Below are 20,250 nucleotides of genomic sequence, written 5' to 3'. Positions count from 1 at the left end.
CATGACCCTCACCGTCGCCCAGCTGTCCGAGTCCGAGCTGCTCCAGCGCATCTTCCCGCGCCTGCATGCCGGCACCTCCACGCTGCTGGGACCCGGCGACGATTCAGCCATCATCGCCGCCCCTGACGGCCGCACCGTCATCTCGATCGACACCCAGGTCCAGGACAGGGACTTCCGCCTCGCCTGGCCCAACGGCTACGCCACCACCGGCTACGACGTCGGCTGGAAGGCCGCTGCGCAAAACCTCAGCGACATCAACGCCATGGGCGCCGTGGCCACGGCCATGGTGGTGAGCCTGACACTTCCGGGCACGACGCCGGTGGCCTGGGTTGAGGGGCTGGCCGACGGCCTGAGCGCCGCGATTGTTGCGCTCGGCGCAAGGCAATGTTCCGTCGCCGGGGGAGACCTGTCCGGCGGCTCTGAAATTGTGGTGACCGCCGCGGTGACCGGCTCCCTCGACGGGCTGGACCCCGTGCTGCGCAGCGGCGCCCGCCCCGGGGACGTTGCGGCCGTATGCGGCAACCTGGGATGGTCCGCAGCCGGGTGGGCGCTGCAGGAAAGCGGCATCGCGCCGGAGAGTTACACCGCGGGCCCGCAAAAGGCCGCGGACCTCTTCAACCGGCCGCAGCCGCCGCTGGCAGCCGGACCCGCTGCCGCCCGTGCCGGGGCAACAGCCATGATGGACATTTCCGACGGCCTGCTGCGCGACGCCGGGCGCCTGGCCGCGGCCAGCGGCAGCGGCCTGGACCTGGACGGCGTCGTGCTGGCAAACATGGCCGGGCAGCTGGCGGAGTGCGCGCTGGCGCTGGGGGCGGATCCGCTGCGATGGGTGCTCAGCGGTGGGGAGGACCACGGATTGTTATCCACATTCCCAGCCAACGCTGCGCTCCCGCACGGGTTCGTTGGGATAGGCTCAGTAGTGTCCGCGGGCGCCGGCCAACCGGCCGTTTCCATCGACGGACGGAACTTCAAAAGCGTCGTGGACGGCGCTGTGGGATGGGATCATTTTGCAGTCTAAGATTGCCGCAACTGCCCCCGTAATTCGGCGTTGGCTCGTCAAGGCCGAACAGACACTCGCCAACCACAGCGACCGGCTCAACGCCATCAACATCTATCCCGTGGCCGACGCCGACACCGGGACCAACCTCTACCTGACCGTCAGGGCCGCCTCCCAGACCGTGGCCGAGCTCGAGCCCTGCGACGCCGGGGCCACCATGGCCGCCGCCGGGCGGGCCGCCATGGAACATGCCCGGGGCAATTCCGGCACGTTGTTCTCCGTTTTCCTCAGCGCCATGGCCGAACCCCTGGCCGGGCAGCAGCGGCTCAGCGGGCCCCTGCTGGCCGCCGCCCTGCACCGGGCCCAGCTGCGGTCCTGGAGCGCACTGAGCGATCCCATGCCCGGGACCATGCTGTCCGTGCTGGAGGCAGCGGCGCACGGCGCCTCCGAGGTGGAATCCGCGCTCAACGGCGACGACTCCAACCAGGCGCTGGCCGAAACCCTTGACGGCGCCGTGGCCGCGGCCCGGGAAGCCGTGGTGCTGACCGAAAGCCAACTCGGCGTGCTGTCGGACGCCCATGTGGTGGACGCCGGCGGGGTGGGGCTGCTGCTGATCCTGGACTGCCTGCGTTCGGTGGTCGTGGGCGAGCCGCTGCAGGAGGACCTGCTGGACGGGCTTGCCGGATACAAGATCCAGGACCCCAACATCGCCCTCGACATGCCCGAACAGCTGGGCGTTGAGGTCATGTGCACCATCAACCTCACGCCGCTCGCGGCCGCCGGGCTGCGCATGCAGCTGGACGAACTGGGGGAGTCCGTGATCATGAGCGCCGTCTCCGAACAGGCCGACGACACCGGCGCGTACCCGTGGCGCGTCCACGTCCACGTCCCCTCGCCGGCCACCGCGCTGGATGCCATCCAGGCCGTGGGTGATCCAAGCAATGTCAGCATTTCAGGCCTGAGCCCCAACGCCGTGGCGGACGCCCATGACCTCCTCTGAGGGCCCCGGCTTTGATTTTGGCGCGTTCGACGCCGGGCTCGGCGGCGTGCCCGACTCGCCGCAGCCGCCACGCCCCCGCGAATACGCCGACCTGGCCCTGCAGCTCTCCCGGCTGGTGGGCGCAGCCAGCGCGAAGTCGGTGGAGAAGCACCTGGACATCACCACGGTGGGCCAGATGCTCCACCAGTTCCCGCGCCGGTATCTCGCCCGCGGCGAGCTGACCGACCTTGACAACCTTCCCCTCGATGAGGAGGTGACCATCCTGGCCCGGGTGGTGGACCTCACCACCCGGCACATGCAACGGCGCAAGGGGACCATCAGCGACGTCGTCATCACGGACAATTCCGGGCGCCCCTCCACCCTGAAGATCAGTTTTTTCAACGGCTGGAAGGCGCAAAAGGAGCTTCATGCGGGCGTGCTGGCCATGTTCTCCGGCCGAGTCTCCCTGTACGGCGGCCACAAGTCGCTGACCAACCCGGACTACGTGCTGCTGCCGGATGATCCCCTCGCCGAACACGAGGCCGAGCTTCAAGCGGTCAAGCCGGTGCCCGTCTACCCGGCCACCGCAAAGTTTCCGAGCTGGAAGACCCAAGGCGTCATCACGGCCCTGCTGCCGGCCCTGGACCTCACCAAGGTTCCCGACCCCGTGCCGCCGGCCATTGCCGCGCGGGAAAGGCTCATGCCGTTGTGGGAGGCCTACGAGCAAATCCACATGCCCGCCACCATGGACGACTGGCCGCGCGCGCAGCAACGCTTCCGCTACCAGGAGGCCCTGGCGCTGCAGGCCTCGCTGGCGCAAAAGCGGCTTGAGGCCCTGCGGCTGGACGCCACCGCGCGGCCCCTGGTTCCGGGCGGGCTGCTGGACGCCTTCGACGCGCAGCTGCCCTACACGCTCACCGCTGGCCAGCGTCAGATCTGCGACCTCGTGGCCGGCGAAATCGCCGCCGGGCACCCCATGCACCGGCTGCTGCAGGGCGAGGTGGGCTCCGGCAAGACCGTGGTGGCCCTGCGCGCCATGCTCCAAGTGGTCGACGCCGGCGGGCAGGCCGCCTTCCTGGCCCCCACCGAGGTGCTCGCCGCCCAGCACCTGACCTCCGTCCTTGCCCTGCTGGGGAGCCTGGGCCAGGGCCCGCTGCTGGGCGGGCCGCACGCCACCACCGTGGTGCTGCTGACGGGCTCCATGCCGGCGGCGGCCCGCAAGAAGTCACTGCTGGCCGCGGCGTCAGGGGAGGCCGGCATTGTCATCGGCACGCACGCGCTGCTTTCGGACAACGTGCAGTTCGCCGACCTGGGACTGATTGTGGTGGACGAGCAGCACCGCTTTGGCGTGGAACAGCGCGACGTCCTGCGCTCCAAGGCGGCCAAGCCGCCACACCTGCTGGTCATGACCGCCACGCCGATCCCGCGCACCGTGGCGATGACCGTCTTCGGTGACCTGGAAGTGTCCGAGCTGACCGAGCTGCCCAAGGGCCGCGCCGCCATCACCACGCACGTGGCGCCGCTGGCCGACCACCCGTCGTGGGCATCGCGGGTTTGGGAACGGGCGCGCGAGGAGATCGACGAAGGCCGCCAGGTGTACGTGGTGTGCCCCAAGATCGGCGACGACGACACACCCGGTGGGAGCGGCTCCGGTGGTCGAGCAGCGAGCCCTGCGAGCGGCCCCGGTAGTCGAGCAGCGAGCTCTGCGAGCGCGTCGAGACCTGGCGTTTCGACAGGGGCCCACGAGCGCGAGGGGGCCCCGGCCGAGCTTGCGAGGCAGGGGAGCGCTTGGGGATCGACCACCGATGGCGGCGACGAGCGCGCCATGGCGGGGGTACTCGACGTCGTACAGTATCTGCGCACGGTCCCGGCGCTGGCAGGCACGCGCATTGAGGCGCTGCACGGGCGGCTCGATTCGGCGGACAAGCAGGCCACCATGGCCGAATTCGCGGCTGGCGGCATTGACGTGCTCGTGGCCACCACGGTGATCGAGGTGGGCGTGGACGTGCACAACGCCGCGCTGATGGTGATTCTTGATTCGGACCGGTTTGGGATGTCGCAGCTGCACCAGCTGCGCGGGCGCGTGGGCCGCGGCGGGCACAAGGGCCTGTGCCTGCTGGTGACCGGGCTGGAACGCGGCCACCCCAGCAGGCGGCGGCTCGACGCCGTGGCTGCAACAACGGACGGATTCGCGCTGGCGCGCCAGGACCTGGAACTGCGGCGTGAGGGTGACATCCTCGGTGCCCGGCAGTCCGGCGGGCGCTCGGGCCTGCGCATGCTCAGCGTCCTGCGCGACGAGGAACTGATTGAACGGGCCCGTGCGGATGCCACCGAGATTGTCAGCGCCGATCCGGAGCTGAAAACGCACCCTGCGCTAAAACTTGAAATCGACACCTACCTGACTGAACAGAATGAGGCCTTCCTTGAACGCGGCTAAGGGCAGTTCGGATCCTTCAAGGATGGCCGCGTGAGCCGGATTGTTGCCGGTGCCGCCGGTGGAACGCCGCTGGTGTCGGTGCCCGGCGACGGCACGCGGCCCACCACGGACCGGGTGAAGGAGGCGCTGTTCTCGCGCCTGGAATCCATGAACATGCTCGCCGATGTCCGGGTGCTGGACCTCTATGCCGGCTCCGGCTCGCTCGGGGTGGAAAGCGCCAGCCGCGGGGCGAAGTCCGTGGAGCTGGTGGAGTTCAATGAAAAGGCCGCCGGCGTGTGTCAGCGCAATGCCGAACTCGTGAACAAGGTCCGCGGAGCCAAGGTTGTCTCGGTGCAGCGGTCCCGGGTGGAATCGTTCCTCGCACGTGTGGCCGACGCCGGCGTGGACCAGTGGGACCTGGTCTTCATGGACCCGCCCTACCCCCTGACCGAGCCCGAACTGTCGCAGGTGCTGGAGCTTCTGGGCCCGCGGCTCAGCCCGTACGCGGTGGTGGTGGTGGAACGCTCCGCCCGCACGCCCGAGCCCGCCTGGCCGGCGTCGTTGGAGCTGTTTGCGGAGAAGAAGTACGGCGAGACACGGCTGTGGTTCGCCGAGCCGGCAGGTAATTGACCCGCAGGTGACTGCACGGCTGTCGTTTCCCCGCCGCCCGACTGGCACCGCCGTCTTGCATGAATTCGACTTTGATCAGGATGACGAATCGGAGATTTGAGGCGGGTATATCGGCCTCAAATCTCCGATTCGTCATCCGCGGCCGCGGGACCGCCTGACAACGTCCCGCGGCCGGATCAGGCTGCCTAGAACGTGAAGTTCAGAATGCTCGTCGTCCCCGAATTCAACTCCAGGGTCATGGACTGTTCGCCCGACTTGAAGCCGGGGATCCGGGCCTGCTCGGCCAACGGCTTGCCCGAGGACTCCTCGCCGTCGATCCGGGTCTGGTCCCGGGCGCTCAGCGCCGGGCCGGACAGCTGGGTCATGGTTCCCGTGGCCGCCTGGCGGGGCAGCATCAACGTGATCTTGACAGGGGTCTGCTTTGCGGGGTCGTTTTGGTTGACCACCATGACACCCATCGTGCCGTCCTTGTGCTCGACCGGGTAGGCGTAGATGTTTTCGTCGCCGTCCACTTCAGACCTGAGGAAGTTTCCGGCACCGAGCTTGTTGACCATCATGATTCCGTAATACAGGGGCTCCATTCTTAGCTTGCCCGTCGGCTGACTGCGCGTTCCGGTGTCACACAAGGGCGACATTGGAGCGCCGCCGCGGCACGGTTCAAAGCCCCCGTGGAAGTTGAGCTGGGTCACTCCCGCCTCGGCGGAGCCCAAGGCAAAGTTGACGGCCCAGACAGCGGTGGCATGGGACCGGGTGACTTCATCGGAGCCCGAGCACGAGGACGCGTTGGTCTCCGTATTCCAAGCGTGGAGGCCAGCAGCGCTGGCGGCTTTTGCTGCTGCCGCGGCATAGTCGAAGCTGGCTTCCGCCCCTTGGCGTGACATAAGGTTCGCGATGGAACGCGTGAACGGTTCAGGCGAGTCTACTTTGCACAGGTATAAGGGGTAGTTGTGGTACGACATCGCGCCAATGTTTGGAAGCTTGAGCGCCACAAAATCCTTCCACCAGCTTTCCCTGTATACCTCGGGGCCAATGACCTTGACGCCGGGTGCCGACGTGGCAATGGCAGCCGACACCTGCTGCGCTTCCACGTTGTAGTCCTGGACCGTCCAAGGGGCCTTTCGCAGGGTCTTATACGGGTCGCCCGTGAGGGCCCAGCCGTTGGGCTCGTTACCCAAACTAATGCCAACGAGCCGGTTGCCCAGGATTTCTTGGGCCCATTTGGCCAGGTCCGCGGAACGTGCGGGGTCCAGGTGGCCCATGTCCGTTGACAGCAGGACGCGGGCGTCCCCGGCGTCGAGCAGGCGTTTGAGCGTACGCAACGTGTCGGGCGTCACCTTGACGATTTGGCGCTTGTCGCCCTTGTAGGCCGGCACGACCTTCCAGTTCGGGATGGGCTCGTCCGTGGACGTCCAGAAGAACCGGCGGTCCACGGCCTGCGCCCCGAAGCGGATGACGGGATCGCCGGACATCTTCAGGATTTCCGCAAAGTTCGATTGGGCTGGATCCATCTGCATATCAACAAGATGATCCGTGTCCATGGAAAGCCCGGCCAGCCCGACGGGCATGATTTTTCCGGTGGCGTCGGAGCCGACCTTGATGGTGGTCGGCTTGACCGCTTCGGTTGCCGTCGCTGGCACGGCCGGCTGTACGTACGCCGGCCTGTTAAAAGTCGGGAACACCGACGGCGTGGCCGGAGTGGTAATGACGATGGGAGCCTGTGTGATTTTCTCGGCGCCGCTGGACCCGAAGAAGTTGTTTAGCATCGGCATGCCCGCCACCACGAGGGACACCACGGCCGTGGCCACCACCGCACCGGCCACGCCGGCCGCAGCCATGCGCTTTCGGGCCATGCCGCCCGCAGGGGACCGCTTCATCCGGCGGGCCTGGCCTTGGCCCTTCGGTTTGGCGGGTTGCTTGGGGGACTTGCGGGACGGTGTCATTTAGGCTCCAGAAATGCAGGTGATGGTGGGGCCTGCCAAAAACAGGCCCGTCAAAGTCTATCGGGACATGCGCCGACACGGACGTCGGCAGCCCCTCCGGTTGCCCGTCCCGCGGCGTGTGTTCTCCCGGCTGCCAGCGGGTCAATTCCAAGCATCGGCGAGTAGCGTTGCCTGCAACAAAAAGTACGTGCACATAAAGGCTCCAACCAACCAGCCTTTTCGTTCCCGCCGCCGGTGCGCTGCCGGCGTCGAGCCCGTCGACGCGGCGCGCGGCACTCCCCGGAGGCCGGAACGCCGCCGGCAACCACAACTTCATTTCAGGGCCGCCGGGCAAGCCGGCGGCCCGCGGCCGGCGCCGCACGCGGCGTCTGGCCCAGTGCAAAGGCCGCGACCATGCCATTACTGTTAGCGTTCCTGCCACTCATCGCCATCATCGTGGCGGTGGTGGTGCTTCTCGTGGTGATCCGGGTGTCCGTGAAAATGATGTGGCAGGTGGCCGAACCCAACGAGGCCCTGATTATCTCCGGCTTGACCCGCGGACGGCCCGCCACCACCGACGGCATGGACTTTAAGATTGTCACCGGTAAGGGCGCGTTTGTGGTCCCCGGGCTGCAGACCGTCCGCGCCCTGTCGCTGACGTTGAACGAGACGGAGCTGCAGGTCAACTGCGTCACGTCGCAGGGCATCCAGGTGGTGGTCCAGGGCGTGGTGATCTTCAAGATCGGGGACTCGACGCCGTTCATCGCCAACGCCGCGCGGCGCTTCCTGGGACAGCAGCCCAAGATGGAAAGCCAGGTCTACAACGTCTTTGAAGGGCACCTGCGCTCCATCATCGGCAGCATGACCGTCGAGGAGATCATTCGGGAGCGCGACAAGCTCGCGTCCCAGGTGCGCAGCGCCAGCGGCATTGAAATGGAGAAGCTGGGGCTGGTGGTCGACTCCCTGCAGATCAAGGACCTCGAGGACCCCACCGGGTATATCCAAAACCTGGCGAAGCCGCACATTGCCCAGGTCAAGATGGAGGCGCGGATTGCGGAGGCCACCCGCAACCGCGAGGCCGCCGAGAAGGAAGCCGAGGCGGCGTCTCTCATTGCCGACGCGCAAAGCGTCTCCGCCATCCGGCAGTCCGCCGCCGCCGCCAACGCCGAGCGTGCCCGGGCCAACGCGGCACAGGCCGGCCCGCTCGCCGAGGCCACGGCGCGGCAGCAGGTGGTGGTGCAGGAGACCCAGGTGGCCATGCTGGAGGCCGACCGCGAGGAACAAAAGCTTCAGACCACCGTCCGCAAGCCCGCCGACGCCCGGGCCTACGCCCAGCGCACCGAGGCCGAAGCCCAGAAGGCGGCGGACATCAGCGCCGCCGAGGCCCGGGCCAAAAAGACCGAGGTGGAGGCGCAGGCCAACGCCACGGCCGCCGCGGCCATGGCCGGCGCCACGAAGATCACCGGCGAGGCCGAGGCTGCCGCGACGAGGGCACGCGGGGAGGCGGCGGCGTCGGCCATCAAGGCCAAGGCCCTTGCCGAGGCCGACGGCATCAAGGCCCGCGCGGAGGCCCTCGGCAGCAACCAGGAGGCCGTCATCTCGCAGCAGCTGGCGGAAAACATGCCCGCCATTGTTGCCGCCGCGGCCGAGCCCTTCGGCCATGTGGGCCAGCTGACCGTCCTCAACGGCGGCGACGGCGTCAACGAGATGGTCGGCGGCATCCTGGCCCAGGTGGGGAGCTACCTGCCCGCCCTGACCGAATCGCTGAGGAAGGGAAAGGGCGATGGCGGGCGGCCGTCCCAACCGTAGGGACCTGGACCGGAGCCTGACGGGACGGGTGGGCCGCGTGTCAGGGGCGGTGGGGCCGGGAACGGTGGGTGAGGTGATGGTCCCGTTTCTGGGCGGAACCACCGCGTTCCATGCCCACCCCTACGACGAAACCAGCGTGTATCCCGTGGGGGAGCGGGTCCTGGTGATGTACTTCGAACCGCCGCAGACCGTCTACGTGGAGCAGCTGCCGGACTTCCTTCGCGAAGACGGGTGACGTGGGCCGCCGCGGCTGCGGCGCGTGTCACCCGGCGAGCTCGTCCAGTTCCACGCCGCTGAGCACCGTGGCCGGGTGCGGGCCGGCCGCGACCAGCGCCTGCGACCATTCGGCCGGCCAGCCACCCTTCCGGCCCAGCAGGATGATGTTGCCGGGGTAGCGCCGCGTGAACAGGTTCGTGGCGCCGTACGCCGCGGTGCCGGGAATGGCCTCCCGCATCGCCCGGGCCTGGCTGCGCACCAGCGAAAACCCGGGCTCGTCGCCCACATTGACGGCCAGCACCCCGCCAGCCGCCAGCACGGCCGCCGCTTCGCGGTAAAAATCCGTGCAGGCCAGGTGGGCCGGCGCGTCCGGTCCGCTGAAAATGTCCAGAATGACGACGTCGAACGTCAGGCCGGCGGGCAGCGCGCCGAGCGCTTCGCGGGCGTCGCCCACGTGGCTGGTGAGGTTCGTCCCGGCCGGCAGCGGCAGGTGTTCAAGGACAAAGTCGAGCAGTTCGCGCTCCAGCTCCACGGCGTGCTGGACGGAGCCCGGGCGGGTGGCCTGGATGTAGCGGGCCAGCGTGAGCGCGCCCGCGCCCAGGTGCAGGACAGCGACCGGTTCCCCGGCCGGCTTGACCAGGTCCACGGCGTTGGCGATCCGGCGCAGGTATTCGTAGAACACCTCGTCCGGGTGCGCCAGGTTGACCTGCGACTGTTCGGCGTTGTCAATGCTCAGGACAAAGGCATGCTCATGCCAGGGATCGGCGTCGATCGTGGCGTGCACGCCTGAAGCGCGCAGGTAGCGGCTGGCCAGGACCACTACAGCTTGTCCTGCAGGGTGGCCAGACGTCCGGCGGCCTGCTCCAGCACTTCTTCCCTCTTGCAGAACGCGAAGCGCAGCAGGGACCGGGTCCGTTGTGCGCCCTCGGGGTGGCAGAAAACGGCGACGGGGATGGCTGCCACGCCGATGAGCTCCGGGAGGCGGCGGGCCAGGGCCGTGGCGTCGGTGATGCCCAGCGCTGCGGTGTCGGCGTTGATGAAGTAGGTGCCCTGGGAGGTGAGCACGTCCAGGCCGGCTGCGCGCAGGCCTTCGCTGAGGATGTCGCGCTTGCGGCGCAGCGTGGCGGCGGCGCCCGTGAAGAAGGTCTCATCCATGCGCAGGCCCGCGGCGATGGCGGTCTGAAACGGGGTGCCGGAGGAATAGGACAGGAACTGTTTAACCGTGCGGGCCGCGGCGACCAGCTCCGCCGGGCCCGAGATCCAGCCGACCTTCCAGCCAGTGAAGGAGAACGTCTTGCCGGCCGAGGAAATGGTCAGTGTCCGTTCCGCCGCCCCGGGCAGCGTCGCCACGGGTATGTGCCGGGGACCAAACGTGAGGTGCTCGTAGACCTCGTCGGTGAGGATCACGGCATCGTACTTGATGGCGAGGCGGACCACCTCGGTGAGCACGGTCTCGGGGAACACTGCGCCGGTGGGGTTGTGCGGGTTGTTGACGATGACCATTTTGGTGCGTTGGCTGAAGCTGTTTTCCAAGGCGGCGAGGTCCGGCATGAAATCGGGGGCCAGCAGGGGCACGGTGGTGTGGCTGGCGCCGCTGAGGCCGATCATGGCGCCGTAGGAATCGTAGAACGGTTCGAAGGTGAGGACTTCGTCGCCGGGTCCGGTCAGCGCGAGGATGGCCGAGGCGATGGCTTCCGTGGCGCCCGTGGTGATGACGATTTCCGTGTCCGGGTCCGGGGTGAGGCCGTAAAAGCGTTCCTGGTGTTTGGCGACCGCTTGGCGCAGCTCGAGGATGCCCTTGCCGGGCGCGTACTGGTTGTGGCCGCCGGCGATGGCCTCCTGCGCCATGCGGCTGAGCTCGGCCGGCCCGTCCTCGTCGGGGAAGCCCTGGCCCAGGTTGATGGCCTGGTGCCTGTTGGCGAGCGTGGTGATTTCCTCAAAAATGGTCACCCCCAGCGAGCCGTCCGGGCCCAAAAGGTTGGCGCCGTCCGCGGTGCGCTGCCATGGGGTGGTCATTGCTGCTCCTTGCTGCCGGACCCGCGCGGCTGCCGCGGGGTGGTGTGGTTCTAAATACGTTACCCGGGGTGGCGCCGGACGGCGCGCCGTGGCGGACCGGGGCGTACCGGCCGGTAGGCCACGTAACGGAGACGACATGGGCCCGAACGGGTCGTTTCCGGGGCGTTCTTCGGATAGATTCAGGCTATGCAGCGCGCCGTATGCCCCGGATCGTTCGACCCGATCCACAAGGGGCACATAGAAGTCATCGCGAGGGCCACCGCACTTTTCGACGAGGTGGTCGTGGCCGTGTCGACAAACTATGCCAAGACGTACCGGTTCACGCTGAATGAACGCCTGGACATGGCACGGACCACGTTTTCGGCCCTGTCGGGGATCGTGGTGGAGCCGATGGGGGAGGGGCTGCTGTCCGACTTCTGCCATTCGCGCGGAATTTCCGCCATCGTCAAGGGCCTGCGCTCCTCCTCGGATTTCGACTACGAGCTGCCCATGGCCACCATGAACCGCCAGCTCTCCGGAGTGGAGACGGTCTTCCTGCCCGGTGACAGCCGCTACCTGCACCTGTCCTCAACGCTCATCAAGGAAGTCCACACGCTCGGCGGGGACGTCTCCGACTTCGTGCCGCGGGCCGTGTTGCGCCGGCTGCAGGGCGACGTGGGACCGGACACCCGCCCGACGCCGGTGGTCCCGCCACGCCCATAGCGTCCCGTCCGGTTTTCGTCCCGTGGTGCGCACCGCCCGGCATGCCCACGGCGCACAACACCGTCCTGCGCCAGACACGCAGCGGCCGCAGCGCAAAACAGGACAGGGTCGGCGGCCTCCGCTCCGCACCACGGGACCACAGCGGCGGGCCGGCGCGCGGCGCAAGCCGGCCCTCCGGCGTCGTGCCTCCTGAGAGTCACGTCACGGACGGCACGCCCCGTGCGGTTCGACTCCCCGGTGGCGGCTGGCGTAGACTGGACAAGGCCGAAATGGCTTTGGTAACCGCCCGTTTTGAAGCCCGTGATTATTCGGGATAGGATGGTGCGTCGGTCGTATGTTCATTCAGGAGTTCTCATTAGCGCAACCACGTTGGGCAGCAATCCCAACCACGGCACCCCCCTCACCGTAGGTGTCAGGGAGCTCGGGCGAAGCCCGGGCAGCATGCGGACTTTCAACGAACGTATTCCCGTGCCAGAGGATTTTGGCACCCCGCTCATCAAGGTGACGCCCGGAACCGATCTGGATCTGGAACTCCGATTTGAGGCCGTCCATGAAGGAATTCTGGTGTCGGGCAGCGTGCTTGTCGAATTGACAGGCGAATGCTCCCGGTGCCTGGCGAACTTCACGGAGGACCTTGAGGTTGATGTGCAGGAACTTTTCTTCTACGAGCAACCCCCCGCGGGCCTTGATGAAGACGAAGATACGCAACGTTGGGTCGAGCACGATTTCATCGATCTTGAACCGGTGTTGCGGGACGCAGTGGTAACCGCCCTGCCGTTCCAGCCGGTGTGCCGGGAAGACTGTGAGGGCCTGTGTTCCGAATGCGGGATACGCCTTGCGGATGAGCCGGGGCACCACCACGAGATCCTGGATCCCCGGTGGTCCGCCCTGCAGGGCTTGACCGGCGAAGAAGACTAGTCAATAAGTTTTACCTGTGGGCACGTGCCTGCCGGTTATCGAGAGAAAAGAGTTTGCCGTGGCTGTTCCCAAGCGGAAGATGTCCCGTGCCAATACGCGCGCACGCCGTTCCCAGTGGAAGGCCACCGCGCCGAACCTGGTCAAGACCATCGAAAACGGCCAGGTTGTCTACAGCCTGCCGCACCAGGCCAAGGTCGTCACCGACTCCGCCGGCACCGCCCTGTTCCTGGAATACAAGGGCCGTAAGGTTGCCGACGTCTAAGACGTCCTTGCGGCCATCCGGCCGTTCGACCACTTAATAGTCTTGCAGGAGCTGCTCATGTCCTCAGTTGCGGAACCCCCGAAGCTCGAGGACGGGCACAAACTGCTTTTGAAGCGTCTCGGTGTCACTATTGATGCCGGGACGCTTCGTCTTGCCCTGACACACCGTTCCTACGCATATGAAAACGGCGGCATCCCAACCAACGAACGCATGGAGTTCCTCGGCGACTCCATTCTGGGCTTCTCCGTCACGGACGCCCTGTACCGCGACAACCCGTCGCTGCCCGAGGGTGAGCTGGCCAAACGCCGCTCCGCCGTGGTCTCCACCCGGGCCCTCGCCTCGATTGCCCGCTCCCTGGGCCTGGGCGAATTCATCTACCTGGGCCAGGGCGAGCGCCTCACCAAGGGCCGCAACAAGTCCTCGATCCTGGCCGACACCATGGAAGCACTCATCGGCGCCACGTATCTGACGAACGGCATCGAGACGGCCCGGCAGCTGGTCATGCGCCTGGTGGGGCCGCTGCTGGCCGACTCAGAGGTCCTCGGAGCCGGCACCGACTGGAAGACCAGCATCCAGGAAATTTCCGCCGCCCGCCACCTGGGCTCGATCGCCTACGAGATCGACGGCACCGGCCCCGACCACGACCGCTCGTTCTCCGCGCGTCTGGTGATCGGCGGCCACCACTACGGCACCGGCGCCGGGCCGTCCAAGAAGGAAGCCGAGCGCGCCGCCGCCGCCGCCGGGTGGAAGGCGCTGCAGGAACGCTTTTACCCGTCCAAGGATTCCAAGCACGACGCCGGGACCCCGTCTGCCGATACCGCCCGTTCCGTGGCTTCCGGGGCTTCGGTGGCTTCCAGTGCGGCTTCCAGTGCGGATTCTTCCCCGTCCAAGTCCTCCGGACCAGCCGCGGACTAAATGCCTGAACTACCCGAAGTCGAGGTTGTCCGACGCGGTCTGGAACGCTGGATCGTGGGCCGGACCGTCATCGGCGTCGCCGTGCACGATCCCCGCTCCATCCGCCGCCACGCGCTCGGCGTGGAGGACTTCACCGGGAATCTGGTCGGCGCAACAGTCCTGGACGTGGTGCGCCGCGGCAAGTTCCTGTGGATGCCGCTGGGCGATTTCGCACCCGGCACTTCCGCACTCCCGCACACCGCGCCGCCGCACACCGCTCTCGTTGCCCATCTGGGCATGAGCGGCCAGCTGCTGGTGGAATCGCCCGGGCAGCCGCACGAGAAACACTTGAAGGTCCGGCTCTCCTTCTCCGCGCGTGACGGTGCTCCCGAAGAACTGCGCTTTATCGACCAGCGGATCCTTGGCGGGCTGTTTGTCACGTCCCTCGTGAAGACTGCCGACGGAAAGCCCGGCGGTACCGGCATTTCCATCCCCGCCGGAGCCGCGAACGGGCGCGAATCCGGAGGATGGGCACTGATTCCGTCCGAGGCGGCGCACATCGGCCGCGATCCGCTGGACCCCAACTTCTCCATCGACGCGCTGCACCGAAAATTGCGGGCCACGAAGACGGGCCTCAAGCGAGCCCTGCTCGATCAGGGGCTCGTCTCCGGCATCGGCAACATTTACGCTGACGAGGCCCTGTGGGCGGCCAAGATGCATTACGCCCGGCCCACTGACACCATGCGCCGCCCCGACACGGAGCGGATCATCCACGCCGCACATGACGTGATGTCCCGGGCCCTCGACGCCGGCGGCACCAGCTTCGATTCGCTGTACGTCAACGTCAACGGTGCCTCCGGCTACTTCTCCCGGTCACTGAACGCCTACGGGCGGGAGGGCCAGCCGTGCCTGCGGTGTGCTGCCGCCGGGCTGTCGACGAGGATCCGCCGGGACACCTTCATGAACCGGTCCTCCTACAGCTGTCCCGTCTGCCAGCCCAAACCCAGGAACGCCCGGCTCTAGACCGCCGCCTTGGGTGGCAACAAGGGGTGCGGACGGGTGGCTCGGTGGCCCGAACCCTGACATTGTTCCCGAACTCTGATGCCGGAGGCCTTGCACAGTTCGCTGCGTCAGGGTTGGCGGACTTAACCAGTGGCGCGTGCTCTGGCGGCCGGGCCGGGCCGGGCCGGGCCGGGAACCGCATACACGCACCCCAGTTCCACCATCCTCCATGTCCTCCACCTGTGGGGACGCAACAGGGACGGCCACGTCAACGTCCCCTACCAGGCCTCCCCCTCAAGGCAGGCGCCCGGATTCCACAGGCATGTCCAGAGCTTGACGCCCGACGACGTGACAGCAGGCTTGGCGGAACTGCTGGACCGGATGGCCGGACGCCGGGGAGTCCGGCGGACCCGGAATGTCGTTGCCGCCCTCAACGCCCTCTCGGAGTCGGCCGGTGAATCACGGACCCGCCTCATCATCGCCCACCCGCCGATCGAGGTGCCGGAGCTACAGGTCACCCTGAACGCGAGCGGGCGCTCCTACCGTGTTGACTTCGCTGCTGACAAAACAGCCGAACCCTGATGCAGGGGCTGGGGTGTGTGGCGGCGCATCAGGGTTCGGCGAAGTAACCAGGGTTGGACGTGCGCCGTGGTCCGCGGCGGGTTCTAGCTCTCCTGGTACACGATCTCCTTCTGGTCCTTGCCGGAGAAGAGGTTCCAGTACTGTTCCGCGATAAGGTCCGGATCGAAGAATGTCCCGGGCTTGACCACCCCGCCGATCGTGACGGTGCCGACGGTGATGCCTGCCGGCGCCAGTTCGTCAGCCAGAGTGAAGGCGAGGTTTCGCAGCCCCGCCTTTGAGATCGCCGCGGAGGCCCGTGAGGCCACGGGGCGCAGGGCGAGCATGCCGCCGGTGAACAAAATGCACCCGGAGCCGCGTACGGTCATGGCCGGGATGACGAGCTGCGCGGAGTTCAGGGCGCCCGCGACGTTGATCGTGAAGTCGTTGAGCATGTCTTCTGCGGACAGCGCGGACGGCTCGGAGATGGAGTTGGCGCCGGCGTTGTACACCATGACGTCCGGGGCCCCGAACTCGGATTCAACCTGGGCGAAGGCCTCCGCCAGGCTGTCCCGGGACGCGGCGTCGGCGACGATGGCATGGGCTTCGATGCCCTGGGCCTTGAGCTTCACTGCCTCCGACTTCACTGAATCCAGACGCCGTGCCAGCAGGACCACCTGGAATCCCTCACTGCCGAACCTCCTGGCGATTCCCGCGCTGACGCCGGGGCCCGCCCCGACGATGGCAATTAGCGACTTGCTCATTTCAACAACCTCCAGTGAACTTGCAGACGGCTTCAGCGGCCGGTGGCCGTGCCCGACTCGCCGACAGGGGCGACCATGGCATATGAATAGATTCCGGATCCATATTTATAAGGGTACCTAAATAAAATAGCACGGCTTGGTTGGCATCGGCCGCTGGGTGCGGAATCTCGTGGTGGATCACACACCGTCCCGTTGGTTTGCCCGGCGTGCTGCCGCGAGGCGCGGGGTCGCCTGGCTGCATGCGGCTATTCCGCCACAGCCCCATCCTTCGAGTTAGTCTGACTGCCCCTGACACGGCAACTGCCATAGGCCTCCCTGTTGTTGCGCGGACGCTCCGGGATTGCACGCCCGAATGTGCCACCTCGGGCCGGTCACGGGCCATGGCGCAAAAGGCCGGCGGCCAGTGTTTGTATCGTTGCGTAATTGTTAAAATATTGTTGCTATTTGGGGGGATGTCGGTAGCATGCTGTAAGTCACGTCACACGCTCCTTTTATGAGTCGAGAGAAGATCACCTTGCGCGCACCAAGAAATCAACGACGATTCGCCGCCTCGCTTCGATGGCGGGCCAGTGCAGCCGCAGCCGTGGGCGCAGCCCTTTTGGGCGGCATGCTGCTGGCCCCGCTCCAGCCGGCCCAGGCGCTGGACAACGGGGTGGCACTGACGCCGCCCATGGGGTGGAACAGCTGGAACCAGGTCCGCTGCTACGGCCTGAACGAGAATGTCGTCAAGGCAACGGCCGATGCCATGGCTGCCAACGGCATGGCCAAGGCCGGCTATGACAACGTGGTGGTCGACGACTGCTGGCAGGGCGGGCGGGGAGCCGACGGTGCCCTCTTTTCCAACCCCGACCGCTTTCCCGGCGGCATGAAGGCGCTTGGCGACTACATCCACTCCAAGGGCCTGAAGTTCGGCATCTATGCGGTTCCCGGCAGTGAAACGTGCGCCAACCATTGGGACGCCTACCCCATTTACGGGCTGGGCAGCCTCAACCACGAACAGCAGGACGCCGACACCTTTGCCTCGTGGGGCGTGGACTACCTCAAGTACGACTGGTGCCGCGCCGACGAGACCGACAACCTCAACCGCCAGGCCGCCTTCGCCAAGATGCGCGATGCCCTGAAGCAAACGGGCCGGAAGATGGTCTACGGTATTTCCGAATACGGGGTCACCCAGCCCTGGACGTGGGGCAAGGACATCGCCAACCTGTGGCGCACCACCAGCGACATCGCCCCCACCTGGGCCTCGATCAGCGGCATCATCAACAGCCAGGCAAGCTTGTCACAATACGCCGGCCCCGGCGGCTGGAATGACCCCGACATGCTGCAGGTGGGCAACGGAAGCCTTACGGACGATGAAAACCGCAGCCACTTTGGCATGTGGGCCATGCTTTCGGCGCCGCTGTTCATGGGCACGGACCTGACCCAGCTGTCCCCTGAAACCCTGAAGACCGTCAGCAACGCAGAAGTCGTGGCCGTCGACCAGGACCCACTGGGCAAGCAGGCCGTTCGTGTCCGCAACAGCGGCGGCATCCAGGTGTGGGCCAAGGAGCTCTCCGGTGGGGACATTGCCGTGGCGTTGTTCAACACCACCGCGCAGCAGCAGCTGATTTCCTCCAACGTGGGGGAAGTCAAGGGAAGCGGGGCCTACTCGGTGCGCTCCCTGTGGGACGGCGCCGACGTCCTCAACACCTCCAGTGCCTTCTCTGCCACGGTCCCGAGCCATGGCACCGCACTCTTGCGCCTGACCCCCGGCACAATACCGGGCCTGCCTTCGGTTCCCGGCATCGGGGGCAAGGTCACGCTGGCTCCAGGGGCCTCGGGGACCATTCCGGTCACGGTGCAAAATATCGACCAGTCCGCCCTCGCCGGGGCAAGCCTGACGTTTGCGGCCACACCCGGGCTGACACTTCCCACAACCGCCGTGGCGGTGCCAAGCATTGCGGCCGGAGGCACGGCCACCGTCCAGGTTCCCGTGACCGCCGGATCCAAGGCCGCTGGCAGCTACACGGTCCCGGTGACCATCTCCGTCGGGGGTAAGGAATTCCCCGGAAGCGTCACGGTAAAAGTCCTGCTGGCCGACAGTGTGTACGTCTCGGACCTGACGTGGGACAACTCCACCAACGGCTGGGGTCCGGTGGAACGGGACATGGCAGTGGGCGGCAACGCCGCCAACGACGGCCCGGCCATCAAACTAGGGGGCGTCACGTACCCGAAGGGCCTGGGCACCAACAGCCCCGCATCGGTGACGTTCACCGTGGATGCACAATGCACCACCTTCCGGTCCGTCATTGGCATCGACGACGACGTCATCGCACGTGCGGCGAAGGACGGCGTCACTCCTCGGAGCACCTTTGAGGTCTATGCCGACGGCAAGCAGGTCTATGCCAAGACCATTGCCCAAGGCATTGACCAACCGCAGACGCTTGCCGTGGACATCAGTGGGGCCAAGGTCGTTGAGCTGCGCAACAACCTCGTGGGCACCGCCTCCACCGCGTCCTGGCACGCCTGGGCGGACTGGGCCGATGCGAAACTGGACTGCGGCGCTGCCGACGTCGTGGCGCCCACGGCGACCATCACCACAGACACGGCCGCCAACGCCGCCGGCTGGTGGAAGGCCCCGGTCGTGCTCACCGTTGCAGGCGCAGACGACCGCGGCGGGCCGCTGGCCCTGGAGAGCCGCACCGACTCGGGCGCCTGGACCCCCTACACCGCCCCGGTGACCCTGTCGGCCGAGGATAGGCACACTTTCGAAGCGCGGGCCACCGATGCGGCCGGAAACGTCTCCGAGGTGGCCCACCAGAGCGTCGGGATCGACACAACCGGCCCGAAGCTCGCACTGGCCAACGACAAGGCAGGCAAGGCCATCACCGTGACCGCCTCCGACGCCCTCTCCGGGCTGGCCAAAGTGGAATACAGGATCGACGGCAAGGACACCTGGCTTCCATCCGGAGCCGCGATCGCCATGACCGGCAAGCCGACCCTGGTGCGCGTGCGCGCCACGGACGTGGCCGGGAACGTCACCAACGGCTCAATCCAGTGGGAACGTCGACACCGGCCCAATCCTCCGGGACGGGGCGGTGCCGGAGCCCACTGACGCCGCGGCGGCCGTGGCGTCGGCGGGAACGCCACGGCTGCCGGCCGAACCCTGCTACGGCCCGGTCCGGTAATATTCCGCCAAGCGGGCCAGGCTCTCGTCCAGGGATACGGCCGGCGTCCAGTCCAGCACGGCCTGGGTGTGCCGCTGGTCAAACCAGTGGGCCGTGGAGAGCTGCTCGGCCAAAAATCGTGTCATCGGGGGTTCGTCGTTTACCCAGCCCCTCGTCCCGGCCGCCGCCCACGCCTTTTCAATGACGGAACCGGCCCCGCGGGCCAGCCAGCCCGGCACCGAGAAGGCCGGTGCCGGCACGCCGGCGGCGACACAAATGCCCGCAATGAGCTCACCCACGGGACGCGGTTCGCCGTTGGTCACCACCAGGGCCTGCCCATGGGCATAGTCCATGCGCTCGAGCCCGCGCACAATCGCCTCGGCGGCGTTGTCCACATACGTGGTGTCGATCAGTGCCCGGCCGCCGTCGATCAGCGGAAGGCGGCCGGCACGGGCCCGCTCCACCACCCGTTCCACCAGCTGGGTGTCGCCGGGACCCCACACAATGTGCGGCCGGATGGCCGTCACCCTGAAACTGGGGGAGTCCTCGGCCAGCGCCAGCTCCTCCGCCGCGGCCTTCGAGCGGGCATAAAAGCCGCGGGCCAGGTCAGGGTTGGCCGGTGCGGCACCGGCACCCACTATCGAGGCGCCAAAGTGGGCCACGGACGGTGAGGACACAAACACGAAGTCACGCACGCCGGCACGTTGCGACGCGGCCAGGAGCTGGCGGGTGCCCACAATGTTCGTGGCCACAAAGTCCCCCCACTCGCCGGTGAAGGAGACTTTGGCGGCCAGATGGATGACGGCGGCAACCCCTGAGACCGCACGGGCGGCCACGTCGGGATCCGCCACAGAGCCCTGGACCGACTCCCACGGGTCGTGCACGGCGCTGCGCTGCAGCGTCCGCACCGCGTAGCCGCGCCCGTGCAAAAGCTGCGCCACGGCGCGTCCCAGCAGCCCGCTGGCGCCCGTCACCAGCACGCGGGGCCCGGCCGCCGGCTCAGGCGAGGGACCCGGGGAGCC

18 protein-coding genes are annotated in these 20,250 nt (G+C 67.2%); 13 read left to right on the top strand and 5 right to left on the bottom strand.

The features are described from left to right. Window position 1 precedes the first annotated feature (1 nt). From thiL to rsmD, 4 genes are read left to right on the top strand one after another with little or no spacing between them, the layout of a single operon-like run. Window positions 2-1,018, top strand: coding sequence for a thiamine-phosphate kinase (thiL, locus tag DMB86_RS14975; RefSeq protein WP_113718503.1), 1,017 nt, complete (start codon window positions 2-4; stop codon window positions 1,016-1,018). Then, entirely contained in the window at window positions 1,008-1,997 is a 990-nt protein-coding gene (locus DMB86_RS14970; RefSeq protein WP_227878406.1) for a DAK2 domain-containing protein, read from the top strand. The genes thiL and DMB86_RS14970 overlap by 11 nt, the downstream gene beginning before the upstream one ends. Next, entirely contained in the window at window positions 1,984-4,413 is a 2,430-nt protein-coding gene (locus tag DMB86_RS14965) for an ATP-dependent DNA helicase RecG (RefSeq protein ID WP_113718502.1), read from the top strand. The genes DMB86_RS14970 and DMB86_RS14965 overlap by 14 nt, the downstream gene beginning before the upstream one ends. 30 nt (window positions 4,414-4,443) lie before the next feature. Continuing rightward, on the top strand, window positions 4,444-5,022 hold the full coding sequence (rsmD, locus tag DMB86_RS14960) for a 16S rRNA (guanine(966)-N(2))-methyltransferase RsmD (RefSeq protein ID WP_113718501.1): 579 nt from the start codon (window positions 4,444-4,446) through the stop codon (window positions 5,020-5,022). A 185-nt stretch (window positions 5,023-5,207) separates the two neighbouring features. On the opposite strand, the gene DMB86_RS14955 is transcribed toward rsmD, so the two are convergent. Next, window positions 5,208-6,962 carry a hypothetical protein gene (locus DMB86_RS14955; protein WP_113718500.1) on the bottom strand — a complete coding sequence of 585 codons (1,755 nt, stop codon included), beginning with the start codon at window positions 6,960-6,962 and terminating at the stop codon, window positions 5,208-5,210. A 393-nt stretch (window positions 6,963-7,355) separates the two neighbouring features. Here DMB86_RS14955 and DMB86_RS14950 point away from each other — a divergent pair, with 393 nt between their 5' ends. After that, window positions 7,356-8,750, top strand: coding sequence for an SPFH domain-containing protein (locus DMB86_RS14950; protein WP_113718499.1), 1,395 nt, complete (start codon window positions 7,356-7,358; stop codon window positions 8,748-8,750). Beyond that, entirely contained in the window at window positions 8,725-8,985 is a 261-nt protein-coding gene (locus DMB86_RS14945; RefSeq protein ID WP_113718498.1) for a hypothetical protein, read from the top strand. Before DMB86_RS14950 ends, DMB86_RS14945 begins: the two co-directional genes overlap by 26 nt. Window positions 8,986-9,012: 27 nt before the next feature. Here the strand turns inward: DMB86_RS14945 and DMB86_RS14940 are convergent, their stop codons facing one another. Together DMB86_RS14940 and DMB86_RS14935 are read right to left on the bottom strand one after the other, a co-directional pair. Further along, complete coding sequence (locus tag DMB86_RS14940; RefSeq protein ID WP_171814514.1) at window positions 9,013-9,786, bottom strand: spermidine synthase; 774 nt, start codon at window positions 9,784-9,786, stop codon at window positions 9,013-9,015. Then, entirely contained in the window at window positions 9,786-10,982 is a 1,197-nt protein-coding gene (locus tag DMB86_RS14935) for an aminotransferase class I/II-fold pyridoxal phosphate-dependent enzyme (RefSeq protein WP_113718497.1), read from the bottom strand. The genes DMB86_RS14940 and DMB86_RS14935 overlap by 1 nt, the downstream gene beginning before the upstream one ends. Window positions 10,983-11,168: 186 nt before the next feature. Here DMB86_RS14935 and coaD point away from each other — a divergent pair, with 186 nt between their 5' ends. The 6 genes from coaD to DMB86_RS14905 all read left to right on the top strand — a co-directional run bounded on the left by coaD (window position 11,169) and on the right by DMB86_RS14905 (window position 15,342). Next, entirely contained in the window at window positions 11,169-11,684 is a 516-nt protein-coding gene (coaD, locus tag DMB86_RS14930) for a pantetheine-phosphate adenylyltransferase (protein WP_113718496.1), read from the top strand. Between the two features lie 441 nt (window positions 11,685-12,125). Further along, complete coding sequence (locus DMB86_RS14925) at window positions 12,126-12,602, top strand: YceD family protein (RefSeq protein WP_227878405.1); 477 nt, start codon at window positions 12,126-12,128, stop codon at window positions 12,600-12,602. Between the two features lie 58 nt (window positions 12,603-12,660). Next, window positions 12,661-12,864 (top strand): 50S ribosomal protein L32, encoded by a 204-nt coding sequence (gene rpmF, locus DMB86_RS14920; protein ID WP_113718495.1) that lies wholly within the window; start codon window positions 12,661-12,663, stop codon window positions 12,862-12,864. A gap of 57 nt (window positions 12,865-12,921) precedes the next feature. Next, on the top strand, window positions 12,922-13,779 hold the full coding sequence (gene rnc, locus DMB86_RS14915; RefSeq protein ID WP_113718494.1) for a ribonuclease III: 858 nt from the start codon (window positions 12,922-12,924) through the stop codon (window positions 13,777-13,779). Next, window positions 13,780-14,781, top strand: coding sequence for a bifunctional DNA-formamidopyrimidine glycosylase/DNA-(apurinic or apyrimidinic site) lyase (gene mutM / locus DMB86_RS14910; protein ID WP_113718493.1), 1,002 nt, complete (start codon window positions 13,780-13,782; stop codon window positions 14,779-14,781). Window positions 14,782-14,910: 129 nt separating this feature from the next. After that, window positions 14,911-15,342, top strand: coding sequence for a hypothetical protein (locus DMB86_RS14905; RefSeq protein WP_113718492.1), 432 nt, complete (start codon window positions 14,911-14,913; stop codon window positions 15,340-15,342). An 83-nt stretch (window positions 15,343-15,425) separates the two neighbouring features. Here DMB86_RS14905 and DMB86_RS14900 read toward each other — a convergent pair whose 3' ends face one another. Beyond that, the gene (locus DMB86_RS14900) at window positions 15,426-16,082 is read right to left on the bottom strand and encodes an SDR family NAD(P)-dependent oxidoreductase (protein ID WP_113718491.1); all 657 of its coding nucleotides are present in this window, start codon (window positions 16,080-16,082) and stop codon (window positions 15,426-15,428) included. A gap of 514 nt (window positions 16,083-16,596) precedes the next feature. Here DMB86_RS14900 and DMB86_RS14895 point away from each other — a divergent pair. After that, entirely contained in the window at window positions 16,597-19,176 is a 2,580-nt protein-coding gene (locus DMB86_RS14895) for an NPCBM/NEW2 domain-containing protein (RefSeq protein WP_171814513.1), read from the top strand. A 54-nt stretch (window positions 19,177-19,230) separates the two neighbouring features. On the opposite strand, the gene DMB86_RS14890 is transcribed toward DMB86_RS14895, so the two are convergent. Next, entirely contained in the window at window positions 19,231-20,208 is a 978-nt protein-coding gene (locus DMB86_RS14890) for an NAD-dependent epimerase/dehydratase family protein (protein ID WP_227878770.1), read from the bottom strand. Between the last annotated feature and the right edge of the window lie 42 nt (window positions 20,209-20,250).

It is taken from the genome of Arthrobacter dokdonellae (genome assembly GCF_003268655.1).
Classification (GTDB): domain Bacteria; phylum Actinomycetota; class Actinomycetes; order Actinomycetales; family Micrococcaceae; genus Specibacter; species Specibacter dokdonellae.
This window is presented reverse-complemented; position numbering and strand designations above follow the sequence as displayed.